Source organism: Candidatus Microbacterium colombiense, from assembly GCA_029203165.1.
Taxonomy (GTDB): Bacteria; Actinomycetota; Actinomycetes; order Actinomycetales; family Microbacteriaceae; genus Microbacterium; species Microbacterium colombiense.
Window position 1 is genome coordinate 3,606,723 of sequence record CP119308.1, and the last position, 13,897, is coordinate 3,620,619.

Here is a 13,897-nt window from a genome sequence, read left to right on the forward strand (position 1 = left end):
TCAGCCGACCGTCGGAGCGACCAGCTGCTCCTGCTCCTCGAGCGTCTGCGCCTGCGCACGCTTCTCGGCCCGTTCGCGTTCCTGCGTCTCGGCCGCCTCCCGGCGCTCCGCACGCGTCTGCGGTTCGCCGGTGCCGGCATCCGTCTGGATGCCCTGCGATTGCTCGGTCACGATGGCCGCCCTGTCGCGGAAGCCCTCGGCCGTCACCTTGTCGAGCGCGACCTGTTTGCGGATCGCCGCGGCCTTCTCGTACAGGCTCGGGTCGCCGAAGCTCGTGAGCACCTTCACCAGCACGGGCAGCAGCTCGATCATGAAGAACAGTGCCGCGATCAGGATGTGCGCCCACAGGATCGTGGGCTCCTTCTCGCTGAGCCGGTTCAGTCCGCTGATCTGGCTGAGCAGCCCGATCGCGCCGGCGTTACCCTGGGCCACGGCATCCGCTCGCGTGTTGTACGCCGCGAGCGCCTGGTCATACGTGGTGCGGGCGGCGGGCAACTGCGAGTTCGCCTGCTCGCGGTTCGTCGACTCCGAGGTGGTGGTGTTCTCCTTGGCCGCGGTGCCGGCGGCGGCAAGCTCCTCGTTGGCGGTACGCAGCTGGGCGGCCAAGGCGTCATAGGTCTGCTGGGCTTCGGCGAGCTGGGCCTGCGCGGCATCCGAGCTCGCCCCTTCGCCGTTGACCCCGGTGCAACCGGGCACGGTGCCGGCGCCCTCGCCGGTGAGCTCGCACTGGTAGAGCGTGCGCGCCTGGTCGATGACCGCCTGCTGGGCGGTCATCTTCGCGGTGACGTCATCGACCGTGGCCTGCGCGGCCGATTCGGTCGCCGACGACGAATCGGTGCCGGCGACGATTCCCGTCGCCGCCTGGTTCTCGAGCTCGGCGACGCGGGCGGTCGCGGCATCCAGCGCCTTCTTCTCGGGACCGGTCTCGAGCGCATCCTGATCGGACTGCGACTGGGTGATGTTCGTCGAGGCGACCTCGCGGGCGATGTCGTTGTGGAACACCTGGAGCACGAGCGGCTCGGCGACGACGAAGCCGATGATGGCGGCCATGATCACGCGGGGGATCGCGAGGCCGATGAGCTTCCAGACGTTCCTGGTCGAGGTCATGGTCGTGGTGAGGAAGCGATCGAGGTTGAAGATGATGAGCGCCCACACGATCGCCAGGGGCACGGCGAGCCAGATCGCGGCCTGCACCCCGGTCGTCAGTGCGAACAGCATCGAGATCGCCGAGACCAGAGCGGTACCGGCCAGCACGAAGAACATCTGCACGAAGCGCGGCGTCTCGCCGGGCACGCGATCGAGGATCTCGGCCTCCGCCCCGCCGAGGATCGCGAGTGTCCGGGCGCGGGATCCGGGGGTGCGGGGCGTGCGGATCTTGCGGGCGCGACGGGCGCGGGGCTGACGCGGCGGCTTCACGGATGCGGCATCCGGGGCGGAGTCAGAGGTGGCATCCGGGGTCGAGTCCGACGGCGCAGGGACCGGGGTCTCGCGGGTCTGATCGTCGGCGCCGGTGGGCTCGAACTCGCGCAGGAAGTCGAGGTCATCCGTGTCAGCGTTCGGGTCGCTGTCGAGGATGATCCGACCCTGCGAGTCGAAGCGACCCGGTCGATGGGCGGAATAGGGCATCAGACCAATGTAGGGAGGTGCGCCTGTGCGTCCGTTGCGAGAGTGCCCTGAACCATTCACAGGAATGCGCTGCTCCGGCCGGGCGGGCGCGGGTCAGCCGAGCAGGCGGTCGACCGTCGAGGCGTGCGCGGCGAGGGCGTCGTCGAGCGTGAAGTGCCCGGCCGCCGCGAGTGTGCCCAGCCCGTGGATCAGTCCCCACAGCGCCACGACGTCTCCCGCCCGATCGAGCCCGGCCGCAGCGGCTCCGTCGGCGAGCACCGCTTCGAGGCCGTAGATCAGCGGTGCCATGGTGGCGGTCGGCGAACCGGGAACGCACACCGTCGGGTCGTACACGGCGTCGAAGGCGTGCGGATGCTCGACGGCGAAGCCGATATACGCGGAGCCGCCGTCGATCAGCACATCGCGCGGAGTCGTCGCCCCGGATGCCGCGGCTCGGACCTGCTCCAGAAGATCGGCCATGCTGCGCTCCGCGATGGCCTTGAGCAGACCGAGCCTGTCGGCGAAGTGATGGTAGGGCGCGTTGTGGCTCACGTTCGCTGCACGGGCGACCTCACGCAGGCTGATGTCGGCCGCCGGCATCCGCTCCAGAAGCTGCATCGCGGCATCCTCCAGCGCGCGGGCGAGGTCGCCGTGGTGGTAGCCGTCCTTGGAACTTGACATGCGCAACATCCTCTCCTATCTTGACAGTGTCCACCTGCTTGACAGTGTCCAGATAGGAACCCACACATGCCTGCTCTCGTGATCGACGGCCACCCCGACGCTCGCTCCCTGACCGCCGCCCTGGCGCAGCGCTATGCCGCAGGTCACGGCGACGCGCGCGTGCTCGCCCTGCGCGATCTGGACTTCGACCCGCACCTGCGCTTCGGCTACCGCGAGCGGATGACACTCGAACCCGACCTCATCGACGCGAAGCAGGCGCTGCACGATGCCGACACCATCATCGTCGCGACACCGCTGTGGTGGGGTTCGGTGCCCGCGGTGCTCAAGGGCTTCTTCGACCGCGCCCTGCTCCCCCAGCAGGAGTACCGCTACACGACGCTCGGCCTGCCGGTGGGACTGCTGTCTGCTCGCCGTGGACGCCTGCTGCTGCTCGCGGACACCCCGTGGTTCGCACTGCCCTTCACCGGGCTGCCCGCGCAGACCCAGGTCGTCCGCAACACGATGCGCCTGTGCGGCATCCGCTCCGTGCGCACGCACCGCATGCTGGGGGTCAAGGATGCCGCCGAGCCCACCATCACCCGCTGGCTCGACCGCGCCGAGCGCCTCGGGACCGCTGACGCCCGCAAGACCCCTGATGCCCGCACCCCTGATGCCCCCACCCCTGATGCCCGCAAGAATTTGACACCTGTTGTCGCAATTCCCGCACCAGAGCGGCAATAGGTGCCAACTCGGCGTCCGTGACGTCTAGGAAGTTGACACCTGTTGTCGCCATTCGTGCGCGAGAACGACAACAGGTGCCAACTCGAACTCGCGGCGCCAACTCAAGCAAGCCGCCCAGCGCAGACTCACACCCCGAGGTGCGCCGCCAACTCCGCATCGAACACCTGAGCCTCATCGAGGTGCGGGGCGTGCCCGGCATCCGGGAGCACGACCTCGCGGTACTCGCCTCCGGCCGCGGCATACCTGTCGAGCACGGCGCGCGTCTGCGTGATCATCGGCTGCGGGGGCGCGACCTCGGCACCGGGCCACCCGGGGATCACGCCGAGCAGCCCCAACTGGTTCAGGTCGAAGAACGAGGCGTCCGAGACGATGGCGTCCTTCTCACCGCGGATCCAGAGGATCGGAGGCTTCACCGCGAGATCGACGATGCCCGAGAGATCGAGATGCTGCGGAGCCATCGTGTTGAGCACACCTCGAGTGCCCGCGGCGAACCCCGGCCAGTTCTCCGAGGCCACGCCGTCGCCCGGATAGTTGTCGATGCCCGTCGTCGTCGTGAGCATCGACGCGACCCAGGCGTCTTCGTGCGCGGCCTGCAGTTCGGGCTTCGCGACGTACGCCGTGCGGTAGACCGTGCGGGGAGACGTCTGCTCCTCCGCGGTCGTGTCTCCTCCCGCGAGTCGAGCCACGAAGTCGGGGTTCGCGCCGCCGCCACCCGTGCCCGCGCCGTCGGCGTCGTTGCGCGCTCCGTCGGCGCCGTGCGTGCCGCCGAAGCCGTAGGGCGACACCGGCGACTCGAGCGTGAGCGACTGCACACGCTCCGGCGCATCGAGGGCGACCTGCAGCACGACGCCGCCGCCCATGCTCCAGCCCACGAGGTGCACCGCGTCGAGGGCGAGGGCGTCGAGCACGGCCCGCACGTCGTCGGCGAAGTCGCGCAGTCCGCGCGTGGCGTCGACCGGCGCGGCCTCGCTGTCGCCGAATCCGCGCAGGTCGATCGCGAGCGCGCGCACCCCGGCCGGCAGCGCGAGCATGGTGGGCTGGTAGAAGTGCGACGATGACACGTTGCCGTGCACGAACACCACGGTCGCGCTCGGAGAACCGGCGTCGGCCGCCGGACGCTCGAGCACGTTCGCGGTGTAGCGGTCGGTCTCGACGCGGTGTGCGTGGATGCCGTCGAACAGGGCAGTGGACATGGCGACTCCTTCGTCAGGTGTTCGGGTGGGATATCGCGGCCGCGGCGACAGATGCGGCGCCGCGATCGGCGAACAGGATCGTGTAGTGGTTCACGTCGTCGACCTCGATGATCTCGAGCCCGGGCACGAGGTCGCGGAAGCCCGCGAGGGCGCCGGGCGCGTACAGCGGCTCGGCGTCAGTCAGCCCGCGCGGGGCGCGCAGCACGGTCACCGGCATCCGCAATGACCGGAGCGCGTCGAGATACCACTCGGGGCCGTAGAGCTCGGCGCCGTCCTGCAGCATCGCGGCGGCGACAGCGGATGCACGGCGGTGCGGCGCTTCCCCGTCGAGGTCGTAGCGCGCATAGGCCTCGACCGCGGGCGACCAGTCGCCGAGGAACGCCGGATGCTGTCGCCAGAAGTCGAGGTAGGCGTCATCGTCGGCGAACTCCATGGCCAGACGCTGTGCCGCGGGGCCGAGCAGCGCCCCGATGTCGAGATCACTGCCGTCGGATGCGCCCGCGGGCAGCGCGAGGGGGAATCCGCCGTCGACCAGCACCAGACGGGACACGAGCTCGGGGCGCGCAGCGGCCAACGCGACCGCGGCGAACGCCCCCATCGAGTGCCCGAGCACGGTGCGTGCGCCACCCCCATCGGCGTCGAGCACCGCGGCGAGGTCGGTGGCGTGCTGCCGCAGTCCGTGCGGACCCGGCAGACCGTTGCTGCGCCCGCGCCCACGCAGGTCGGGCGCGAGCAGACGATGACGTGAGAGGTGTGCGGCGACGGTGTCCCACGAACGTCCGTTCGCCGTGATGCCGTGGATCGCGAGCAGCGCCGGCCCGGCATCCGCGGCTCCGAACGTCGACAACGCCAACCCGCTCATCGCGCGCTCCATCCGCCGTCCATCGCATACGAGGCACCCGTGACCGACGCGGCGCTGTCTCCGCAGAGCCAGAGGGCGAGGTCCGCGACCTCGGCCGGCTCCAGCAGTCGCTTGATGGCGGACTCGACGAGCATGACCTTCTCGACCACCTCGGACTCGGGGATGCCGTGCACCCGCGCCTGATCGGCGATCTGCTTCTCGACGAGAGGCGTGCGCACGTAGCCGGGGTTGAGGCAGTTGCTGGTCACACCGTGGGCCGCACCTTCCAGTGCCGTGACCTTCGAGAGGCCCTCCAGCGCGTGCTTGGCGGTCACGTAGGCCGACTTGAACTCGCTCGCCCGGATCCCGTGCACCGAGCTGATGTTGACGACCCGCCCCCAGCCCCGGGCATACATGCCGGGCAGCACGGCGCGGGTGAGCAGGAACGGTGCGGTGACCATGATGTCGATCATGCGGCGGAAGACGAGCGGGTCGAAGTCGATGATCGGCGCCACGGTCTGGATGCCGGCGTTGTTCACCAGGATGTCGGCGTCGAACGTGCGCTCGGCGAGAGCATCGAGATCGGCCAGGTCGACGACGACGGCCTCTCCCCCGACGGATGCCGCGACCCGGGCGGCGCCGTCGGCGTCGCGGTCCGCGACCAGAACGTGTGCTCCGGCATCGGCGAGGGCGACGGCGCACGCGGCACCGATCCCGCTGGCCGCGCCCGTGACGAGCGCGGTCCGTCCCTTCAGATCGGTGCCGCGGGCGTTCCCCGGCGGCGTCATCGTCTGTGCACCTGCGCCGTTGCCATTCCTGCACAGTAGTTCAGCTTCTCGCAGGGTCGCCAGCACTCCGGATATGCAAAACTGCAGAGATGATGGCGCATATTCCCACACCCCCGCTCAGGGCTGACGACCTGCTCGTGCTCCTCGCCGTCTCGCGAAGCGGACGGTACACGACCGCCGGTGAGCGACTCGGCCTCAACCACACCACGATCGCCCGACGCATCGCCGCGCTCGAAGCGCAGCTGGGCGGCCGAGTCCTCTCCCGTCAGGACGGCGGGTGGGAGCTCACACCGCTGGGCACCCGCGCGCTCGCCGCCGCCGAGCATGTGGAGCGTGCGCTCGGCGGACTCGACACCCGCGACGACGCGCGCATCGAGGGGCTCATCCGTCTCTCAGCGACCGACGGCTTCAGCGGCTTCGTCGCCGCCCCCGCGATGGCGGCTCTTCAGGAACGGCACCCCGATGTGCGGCTCGAGATCATCACCGGCACCCGGCAGGCGTCGCAGAACCGCGCCGGAGCCGACCTCGAGGTCGTCGTCGGGCGTCCGCAGGTACGCCGCGCCCGCGCCATCCCCCTCGCCGAGTACGCCCTGGGCCTCTACGCGAGCCGCGACTATCTGCGACGGCATCCGACGCCCCGGACGATCGACGACCTGGCGGGCAAGCCACTGGTGTACTTCATCGAATCGATGCTGCACGTCGACTCGCTCGACGATGCACGACGCGCGGTTCCCGGCATGACGGATGCCGTGGCCAGCACCAACGTGTATGTGCACGTCGATGCGACCCGCGGTGGGGCCGGTTTCGGACTGCTGCCCGCGTTCCTCGCCGATCCGCACGACGACCTGGTGCGGCTCCTGCCGGACCTCGTCGCGCAGCGCCTGCCGTACTGGCTGGTCGCCCGTCCCGACGCCCTGCGCCAACCCGCGGTGGCCGCGTTCCTGGAGGTGCTGCAGCAGCGCCTGACCGCCGTGCGCCCCCAGCTCCTCGGCGAGCGCTGAGCCGGGAGCTTCGGGCTCAGGCCAGTGCGGCGGCGGCTGCCTCGTCGTCGGTCGTCGCGACGAGTTGCCCGCAGGCGCCGTCGATCTCCTTGCCGCGGGTGTCGCGGAGGGTCGTCGGCACACCGGCGTCGTTGAGGCGACGCACGAACTCGGCCGTCACGTCCTTGTCGGACGAGGTCCAGATCGAGCCGGGTGTGGGGTTGAGCGGGATCGGGTTCACGTGCACCCATCCGCGTCCGCGCTGGTTGAGCTTCTCGGCCAGCAGGTCGGCGCGCCAGGCGTGATCGTTCATGTCCTTGATGAGGGCGTACTCGATCGACACGCGGCGACCGGTCTTGGCGTAGTAGTCGTAGGCGGCGTCGAGGGCCTCGTCGACCTTCCACCGCGAGTTCACCGGGATGAGCTCATCGCGCAGGTGGTCGTCGGGCGCGTGCAGGGAGAGTGCGAAGGTGACCGGGATGCCCTCGTCGGCGAGCTTCTTGATCGCCGGCACCAGGCCCACGGTCGACACGGTGATGCCGCGCGCGCTCATGCCCAGACCGTCGGGCTGCGGTGCGACCATCGACCGCACGGCGTCCATCACACGCTTGTAGTTCGCGAGCGGCTCACCCATGCCCATGAAGACGATGTTGGAGACGCGCTCCATGGAGTGGTCGTCGGCCTTCTTGCCGCCGAGGCCGCCCTCGGCGATCAGCCGGTTGGCGCGGACGATCTGCTCGACGATCTCGGCCGTCGACATGTTGCGCGTGAGCCCGGCCTGACCGGTCGCGCAGAACGGGCAGTTCATGCCGCAGCCGGCCTGGCTCGACACGCAGAGCGTGATGCGGCCGGGATAGCGCATGAGCACCGACTCGACGAGCGCCCCGTCGTGCAGACGCCAGAGGAACTTGATGGTGTCGCCGCGGTCGGTCTCGAGCCGGCGCACCTCGGTCAGCAGCGGCGGCAGGAGGCCTGCGACGAGCTGCTCGCGGGTGTCGGCCGGGAGGTCGGTCATCTGCTCGGGGTCGGACGTGTAGTGGCGGAAGTAGTGGGTCGACAGCTGCTTGGCGCGGAAGCCCGGCAGCCCGAGCTCCTTCACCTTCTCGATGCGCTCGGCGGGCGTGAGGTCGGCGAGATGCACGGGCGGCTTGCCGCGCTTCGGGCTCGCGAACTGCAGCAGCGGTCGCCCCTCGGCATCCTTCTGCTGCGTCCACCCCTCCGTCTTCGGGCGCACCTGCGGTGTCGCGGGACCCGTGGAACGGATGCGAGTGGGCTCAGTCATACCTTCCAGGGTACGGGGTATCGGATGCGAGAGCCCTGGGGTCGCGGGGCAGGCGTTCGTAGACTGGCGCCATGGACATCGTCGGACTCGCCTGGATCGTCGGGATCGTCATCGCCGCCGTGGTCGTCGTGATCATCCTGAGAGCGGCCTTCCGAGGGATGCGACCGAAGGCTCCGGAGGCGCAGGTGTACACGCCGAGCACCGCGACGCCGCGCTCGCCGTCGGCGTCGTCCGCTCCGTCGACCCACAGCGCACTCACCCCGGCGGTGACCGCCGAGATCGACGCCCTGGTGGCCGCTGGCCAGAAGATCCAGGCGATCAAGCTCTACCGGGAGCACGCGGGCGTCGGCCTGAAGGAGGCGAAGGACCGCATCGATCACTGGTCGATCAGCACCAGCTCTCCGCACTCCGCCGCCGTGTCCCACGCCGGAGCCGCACACACCTCGATCACCCCGGTGGCGGCGTCGCCCTCGTCCGTGCGCGCCGCGTTGCCCCCCTCCGTCGCACGTCAGGTGGATGAACTCGTGCGCGGCGGTGCGTACATCGTCGCGATCAAGATCGTGCGCGAGCACACCGGTCTGGGACTCAAGGAGTCCAAGGCGATCATCGACGCCTGGCAGCCACGCTCCTGAGACCTCCGCTCGACCGGGCGTCCTGCACCGTGAATGACCCGCGATCGTGCGCCCTGCACATGGTGCGCCTTCCGGCGGCACTCCTAGGCTGACCCCATGACGTCGTACGACCCCTCCTCCCTGCTCGCCGGCCGCACCATCGTGCTGATCGGAGGCGGATCGGGCATCGGTCTGGAAGTCGCTCGGCGTGCGATCGCGCTCGGCGGTTCCGTCGTGCTCGGCGGCCGCACCGCCGCGCGCCTCGAGGCCGCCGCCGAGTCCCTCGGCGAGCGCGCCACCTGGGCCACGGTCGACACCGGTGACGACGCATCCGTCTCGGCATTCTTCGAACCGATCGCCGCGGTGGATGCGCTCTTCACCACGGCCGCGGACTACGTCGTCGGATCGATGCGCGACCTCGACCCCGCGCAGGCGGCGTCACCCTTCGCCTCCAAGTTCTGGGGTCAGTACCGGGTGGTCCACGCCGCGCTCGACCGGCTCACCGCCGACGCGTCGATCGTGCTGATGTCGGGCGCGGCATCCGTGCGTCCTCCGGCCGCAGCTCCCGCGTATGTGGCCGCGAATGCCGCGATCGAAGGGCTCGCGCGCGGCCTGGCCGTCGAGCTGGCGCCGGTACGGGTGAACGCGGTCTCCCCCGGAACCATCGACGGCAACCTCTGGGCCCATCGCGACGACGCCGTGCGCGAGGCGGCGTTCGCGCAGTTCAGCGCCGACACGGCGCTGCATCGCCCCGGCACCGAGGCGGAGGTCGCCGGCGCGGTGATCCACCTCTTCACCAACGGCTACACGACCGGCTCGACGCTGTACGTCGACGGCGGGTACTCGCTGCGCTGACCGACGCTGCCGTATCCCCCCCGCTCAGCCGTCGGTCGACGCCAGCACCGTGCGGCAGGCGAGGTGCAGCGCCAGTCGCGTCTCGGCATCCTGCAGATCGACGGCGAGGATGCGCTGGATGCGTTGGATGCGCTCGGTGACCGTGTTGCGGTGGATGCCGAGCACCGACGCGGTCTCCACGATCGACGACTCCGCGTCGAGGTAGCTCGCGAGGGTACGCAGGAGGTCGCCGGTCGTCTGCTCACGCAGCGGCGCCAGGAGTTCGAGCGCCGCAGGCTGGAAGGTGTCGGTCTGGGTCCAGGCCAACAGCAGCTGCGCGAGTCCGAGCCGGTCGACGTGCAGGAAATGACCGGACTGCGGGCGCGACCCCGCGAGGCGCGCGGCGTCGCCCGCCTCCGACAGCGAGCCGGTGATCCCCGACGGTCCGTGCAGCACCCGCCCGACGCCGACGTGCGTCGGGAAGTCGCCGTTCCATCGCAGCTGTGCGCGTCGCACCGCCTGTACGGCCGCGGTCACCTCGGCGAGCGTCGGCTGTAGCGCGAACGTGAGCCACGCCGCCCATCCGTCGCTCTGCTCCACGACGTCGGCATCCAGCCCCTCGCCCCGCAGCGCCTCGACGATCTCGTACCGCATGGCCACGATGTCGACGTCGGCGCGGGTCACGACGCGGATGCCGATGTGCCACCCTTCGACGCGCCATCCCAGTTCGAGGGCCCGGCGCAGCGTGCTGGCGGAGGGCGCATCGCCGGACTCGGTCAGCTCGCCGATCAGAGCGGTGCGCCAGCGGGCCTCGCGCTCATCGACCACGCGTCGTACCGAGAGCCGGTGCCCGACGGCGAGGGCGATGGCGGGCAGCGCCAGCCGGACGGCGGCGACCTCCGAGGCAGCGGCCGCGGGCAGCGACACCTGCAGCCAGGAGGGCGCGATCACACCGGACTGCACCGGCACGGAGGCGACCACTCCCTCATCGACCTCTTCGAGAAGAACCCCGGGCAAAGACGCCCGGGCGTCGGAGGCGCGTGGCACCGCGGCGGTGCCGTCGAGCGGAGCGAGCACCCGCCCCGCGGCGTCGATGTGCACGACCGGACGGCCGAGGTGGTGCCCGGCGGCGTGCAGCACCTCGGCGACCTCGGGACCTGCCTGCTGCACACCGTCGATCAACGCGGTGATCATGCGGATCAGGGCGGCATCGCCGCCGGACAGCCGATCGCGGAGGGCGAGCGATGTCTCCCAGGGGTGGGCGCAGGCCAGCAGCACGACGTCGAGCCGATCGGCCAGCGCCCGCGTCGCCGCGGTCACCACGCTCGCCCGATGCACGACGAGCACGGCGACGCGTGCATCGGCGGCACGGCGCAGTGCGGCATCGAAGCGCCAGTCGGTCTGCACGGTCTCGTCGAGCAGCACCATCACGTCTTTCGGCTCCGCGGCGAGGATGCCGGCGAGCTCGGCACTGTGCGTGGCGCCGATCGTGTCGACCAGAGGGTCGGTCGTGCCGGCCACGCGCTCGACGTCGGAGAGGGAGGGATGCTCCAGCACCGCACTCAGCCGGAGTCCGCGCCGCCCCGCGGAGGTGCTCGTCACCATGGCACCACCTCGTGGTCGAACCCGAACGCCGCGGGCGAGATGTGCGCCATCCGCTCGGGGTTCTCCACCCACCATCCGGGGGCGGGAAGGGCGAGGATCGCGACGTCCAACCCCGTCCGCACGTCATCCACCGCCACGATGCGCCGCTCGGGGATCGCCATCAGGGTGATGATCGTCGGGGCCGTCGCCACCATCTCGCCGTCGCGCTGCGCCAGGATGAACTCGTTCTCCGCCTCGATGCGCAGGATCGATCCGGACGCCGCGTCGCGCACCGTGACCGTGGTGTGGTCGAAACCGCCCAGGTAGGCACCGGTCTCCGAGTCCAGCACGCGGCCCGCGCCGAGGAGTCGCCCACCCACGGCCTGGGCCATCTCGTGTGCCGTGGCGGATGCCGGGGTCGCGGCGAGCGCACCGCCGATCCGCAGCGCCCTCTCGAGCGTTCCCGTGACGACGCGGTCCCGCAGCTGCGCCGTGGTCTGGAACGGCAGGGCGAGTGCGCCCCATCCACTCGTGCGGGCCACGAACTCCCGCAGGAGGCGCTCGACCTGTGCGGCATCCACATCGTCGAGCACGATGACCTGACCTCCGGGCCCCGTCACCGCGCACGGCACGAGCGCTCTGTCGGCCGCGACCAGGCTCACGATGTCGAGCCGGGGCAGCGCGCGCCCGGCCAGGTCGGCGTCGAGGAGGGGCAGCCCCATCTCCACAGCCGGGACGATCGGGGTGAAGCCGTTGACCCCTGCCATCTCGATCGACATCAGCGCCGTGGGGGTGCCCCCGGTCCAGCGCTGGAGCGCATCGACGGCGTGTCCGATCTCGCCACCCGAGGGCAGCTTCTCCCGCAGCAGCGACGTGGAGCCGATGAAGCCGATCGGGGCGACCAGATCGTCGTCGCCCAGGTCGTCGATGCCGATGGTGCGAAGCCCCCGATCCACGATCGCCGCCCGGGCAGCCGGCGCGAGCAGACCGGGGTCGCCACCACCTCCCGAGCCGAGCAGCAGCAGGCCGGTGGCCAGCGCGCCCAGTCGGTCGACTCCGAGGTCTCGGTTCACGTGCACACGCTACACCGGCGCCCTGCCCTCACCCGGCCGTCGCCGTCACAGGAGAACGCACGGGGTCGACGTCGTAACCGAAGTAGCGCGGTCCGACCAGCGCGATGCCCGCGTCGGTGTGCCAGCGCTCGTCAGACGGGCAGGAGATCACGCGCACACGTTGGCCGTAGCGCAGCGTCTCGGTCGTGATGGGCTCGCCCGTCTCACTGTCGAGCACCATGATCAGATCCGGTGTGGAGACGACGGGTGTGCCGTTGCGCGTGGCGAGCAGATGCTCGTTCTGGAACCCGAGCACGAGCTCGTGGCCGAGATCGGCGTCGAGCCCCTCGATGTGCGCCTCGCCACGCGCGAACCCGGCGACGGTGCGGCGCGACACGTCGACCACCTTGCCCGACAGCAGCTCGGCCCCACCGAGGCGCTGCACGACCGCGGTCACGGGATCCGACAGCGATGCGCGCGCCTCTTCGACCAGGGTGCCGAGTTCGTGGCTGAGCGACAGCGTGCGCGGGATGAACGAGTCCCGCACCTGCGCCCCGGTCATGGCGTAGTTGGAGACGATCATCGAGCTGCCCATCTGCACCGCGACCGGGCGGGTGAGCCGCTCGGCCCAGGTGTTGTCGATCGTGTCGACCACTCCGACGTTGCCCTTCTCATCGGCGAACGACATGGGCGTGCACGAGATGCCCGCCAACGTGGGCATGACCATCTGGATCTCGGGGAACGCGCGCCCCATCCCGTCGCCGTCGACCAGCGGGAGGCCCAGCTGGGCGGCCGCGACCATGGGGATGGTGGAGTTCGCGCCGCCGACCTCGATGCACGCCACGTGGGTCGGCGTCACCCCGAGGTAGCGGGCCAGGGCGAGGATCGCCGACGACAGCTGGTCGACGGTCGGCACCTTCTCGACCATCACGGTCGGCGCCCCCATCAGGGCGACCGGCAGTACGACGGCGTCATCGGGCAGGTCCTGCGGATCCACGAGCGGCACGGGACCGTACTGCCGGATGGCCTCGGCGGCGAGCAGACGGCCGATGTACGGGTCGCCGCCGCCGCCGGTACCGAGGATCGCCGCTCCTCTCGCGATCGCGGGCAGGACGTCGGCGGTGATCGAGGAGAGTCGCTCAGACATGCGTGGCCTTCCGAAGGTCGAGGTCGCCGACGGCCTTCGCGCGGATGCGGATGGCGTTGCCGGGCAGGTAGGGGATGGGGAGTTCGTCGAAGTCGACGATCGAGACGCTCGACGGCCGGGCACCGGCAGCCACTGCGCGATCCACGGCCTCCTGGCGGGCTTCGTCGAGGCGCGCGGATCGGGTGGACTCGGTGACGCTGAACACCCGGTCGACCTCGCCGCTGACCTGGGCGATGGCGGCGCCGACGGCGTTCGCGACCGCGAAGTTCTCCGGGCGGTGCACTGCCCCGAGGCCCGGCAGCGCATCGGGGAGCAGGATGGATCCGCCGCCGACCGCGACCACCGGGAGGGGTTCGACGGTGGTGCGCATCCGCTCGACGGCATCCGTGACACGGGCGACGATCGTGGCGAGGGCGTTGTCGACCAGGGAGCGGTCGAGGTGTCGCACGAGACCGCGGTCGCCGATGTCGGAGTAGCCCGCGGCCACCGCGATGTCGGTCGTCGTCAGGGTGTCGCCGCCGAAGACCAGGGCACGCTTCGTGAGTTCGTAGCCCACCGAGTCCGGGACCGATGCTCAGA

At 70.7% G+C, this 13,897-nt stretch carries 14 protein-coding genes; 4 read left to right on the plus strand and 10 right to left on the minus strand.

Annotated elements, in window-relative coordinates; translation table 11 throughout:
* Positions 1-1,626, minus strand: coding sequence for a DUF4407 domain-containing protein (locus P0Y60_17530; GenBank protein WEK61081.1), 1,626 nt, complete (start codon positions 1,624-1,626; stop codon positions 1-3).
* 93 nt (positions 1,627-1,719) lie between these two features.
* A complete protein-coding gene (locus P0Y60_17535; protein ID WEK61082.1) occupies positions 1,720-2,286 on the minus strand; it encodes a TetR/AcrR family transcriptional regulator in 567 nt (188 codons plus the stop codon).
* Positions 2,287-2,352: 66 nt separating this feature from the next.
* Between P0Y60_17535 and P0Y60_17540 the strand changes: the two genes are divergently transcribed.
* The gene (locus P0Y60_17540) at positions 2,353-3,006 is read left to right on the plus strand and encodes an NAD(P)H-dependent oxidoreductase (protein WEK61083.1); all 654 of its coding nucleotides are present in this window, start codon (positions 2,353-2,355) and stop codon (positions 3,004-3,006) included.
* A gap of 125 nt (positions 3,007-3,131) precedes the next feature.
* On the opposite strand, the gene P0Y60_17545 is transcribed toward P0Y60_17540, so the two are convergent.
* From P0Y60_17545 to P0Y60_17555, 3 genes are read right to left on the minus strand one after another with little or no spacing between them, the layout of a single operon-like run.
* Complete coding sequence (locus P0Y60_17545) at positions 3,132-4,199, minus strand: alpha/beta hydrolase (protein WEK61084.1); 1,068 nt, start codon at positions 4,197-4,199, stop codon at positions 3,132-3,134.
* A gap of 13 nt (positions 4,200-4,212) precedes the next feature.
* On the minus strand, positions 4,213-5,061 hold the full coding sequence (locus tag P0Y60_17550; GenBank protein ID WEK61085.1) for an alpha/beta hydrolase: 849 nt from the start codon (positions 5,059-5,061) through the stop codon (positions 4,213-4,215).
* A complete protein-coding gene (locus P0Y60_17555) occupies positions 5,058-5,828 on the minus strand; it encodes a 3-hydroxybutyrate dehydrogenase (protein WEK61086.1) in 771 nt (256 codons plus the stop codon). Before P0Y60_17555 ends, P0Y60_17550 begins: the two co-directional genes overlap by 4 nt.
* Positions 5,829-5,917: 89 nt before the next feature.
* Between P0Y60_17555 and P0Y60_17560 the strand changes: the two genes are divergently transcribed.
* Positions 5,918-6,829 carry a LysR family transcriptional regulator gene (locus P0Y60_17560; protein WEK61087.1) on the plus strand — a complete coding sequence of 304 codons (912 nt, stop codon included), beginning with the start codon at positions 5,918-5,920 and terminating at the stop codon, positions 6,827-6,829.
* A gap of 16 nt (positions 6,830-6,845) precedes the next feature.
* Here P0Y60_17560 and rlmN read toward each other — a convergent pair whose 3' ends face one another.
* On the minus strand, positions 6,846-8,090 hold the full coding sequence (rlmN, locus tag P0Y60_17565) for a 23S rRNA (adenine(2503)-C(2))-methyltransferase RlmN (GenBank protein WEK61088.1): 1,245 nt from the start codon (positions 8,088-8,090) through the stop codon (positions 6,846-6,848).
* A 71-nt stretch (positions 8,091-8,161) separates the two neighbouring features.
* Between rlmN and P0Y60_17570 the strand changes: the two genes are divergently transcribed.
* Together P0Y60_17570 and P0Y60_17575 are read left to right on the plus strand one after the other, a co-directional pair.
* Complete coding sequence (locus tag P0Y60_17570; GenBank protein WEK61089.1) at positions 8,162-8,722, plus strand: hypothetical protein; 561 nt, start codon at positions 8,162-8,164, stop codon at positions 8,720-8,722.
* Positions 8,723-8,818: 96 nt separating this feature from the next.
* The gene (locus P0Y60_17575; GenBank protein ID WEK61090.1) at positions 8,819-9,556 is read left to right on the plus strand and encodes an SDR family oxidoreductase; all 738 of its coding nucleotides are present in this window, start codon (positions 8,819-8,821) and stop codon (positions 9,554-9,556) included.
* A 24-nt stretch (positions 9,557-9,580) separates the two neighbouring features.
* On the opposite strand, the gene P0Y60_17580 is transcribed toward P0Y60_17575, so the two are convergent.
* From P0Y60_17580 to P0Y60_17595, 4 genes are read right to left on the minus strand one after another with little or no spacing between them, the layout of a single operon-like run.
* Positions 9,581-11,140, minus strand: a complete 1,560-nt coding sequence (locus tag P0Y60_17580; protein ID WEK61091.1) for a helix-turn-helix domain-containing protein — start codon at positions 11,138-11,140, stop codon at positions 9,581-9,583.
* On the minus strand, positions 11,134-12,192 hold the full coding sequence (locus P0Y60_17585) for a DUF917 domain-containing protein (GenBank protein ID WEK61092.1): 1,059 nt from the start codon (positions 12,190-12,192) through the stop codon (positions 11,134-11,136). Before P0Y60_17585 ends, P0Y60_17580 begins: the two co-directional genes overlap by 7 nt.
* Positions 12,193-12,220: 28 nt before the next feature.
* Positions 12,221-13,318 carry a DUF917 domain-containing protein gene (locus P0Y60_17590; protein ID WEK61093.1) on the minus strand — a complete coding sequence of 366 codons (1,098 nt, stop codon included), beginning with the start codon at positions 13,316-13,318 and terminating at the stop codon, positions 12,221-12,223.
* Positions 13,311-13,874 carry a hypothetical protein gene (locus P0Y60_17595; protein ID WEK61094.1) on the minus strand — a complete coding sequence of 188 codons (564 nt, stop codon included), beginning with the start codon at positions 13,872-13,874 and terminating at the stop codon, positions 13,311-13,313. The genes P0Y60_17590 and P0Y60_17595 overlap by 8 nt, the downstream gene beginning before the upstream one ends.
* Between the last annotated feature and the right edge of the window lie 23 nt (positions 13,875-13,897).

Coding starts and splice junctions, on each gene's coding strand:
- P0Y60_17530 (WEK61081.1), bottom strand. CDS start 1,626: ATGCCCTATTCCGCCCATCGACCGGGTCGCTTCGACTCGCAGGGTCGG.
- P0Y60_17535 (WEK61082.1), bottom strand. CDS start 2,286: ATGTCAAGTTCCAAGGACGGCTACCACCACGGCGACCTCGCCCGCGCG.
- P0Y60_17540 (WEK61083.1), top strand. CDS start 2,353: ATGCCTGCTCTCGTGATCGACGGCCACCCCGACGCTCGCTCCCTGACC.
- P0Y60_17545 (WEK61084.1), bottom strand. CDS start 4,199: ATGTCCACTGCCCTGTTCGACGGCATCCACGCACACCGCGTCGAGACC.
- P0Y60_17550 (WEK61085.1), bottom strand. CDS start 5,061: ATGAGCGGGTTGGCGTTGTCGACGTTCGGAGCCGCGGATGCCGGGCCG.
- P0Y60_17555 (WEK61086.1), bottom strand. CDS start 5,828: ATGACGCCGCCGGGGAACGCCCGCGGCACCGATCTGAAGGGACGGACC.
- P0Y60_17560 (WEK61087.1), top strand. CDS start 5,918: ATGATGGCGCATATTCCCACACCCCCGCTCAGGGCTGACGACCTGCTC.
- rlmN (WEK61088.1), bottom strand. CDS start 8,090: ATGACTGAGCCCACTCGCATCCGTTCCACGGGTCCCGCGACACCGCAG.
- P0Y60_17570 (WEK61089.1), top strand. CDS start 8,162: ATGGACATCGTCGGACTCGCCTGGATCGTCGGGATCGTCATCGCCGCC.
- P0Y60_17575 (WEK61090.1), top strand. CDS start 8,819: ATGACGTCGTACGACCCCTCCTCCCTGCTCGCCGGCCGCACCATCGTG.
- P0Y60_17580 (WEK61091.1), bottom strand. CDS start 11,140: ATGGTGACGAGCACCTCCGCGGGGCGGCGCGGACTCCGGCTGAGTGCG.
- P0Y60_17590 (WEK61093.1), bottom strand. CDS start 13,318: ATGTCTGAGCGACTCTCCTCGATCACCGCCGACGTCCTGCCCGCGATC.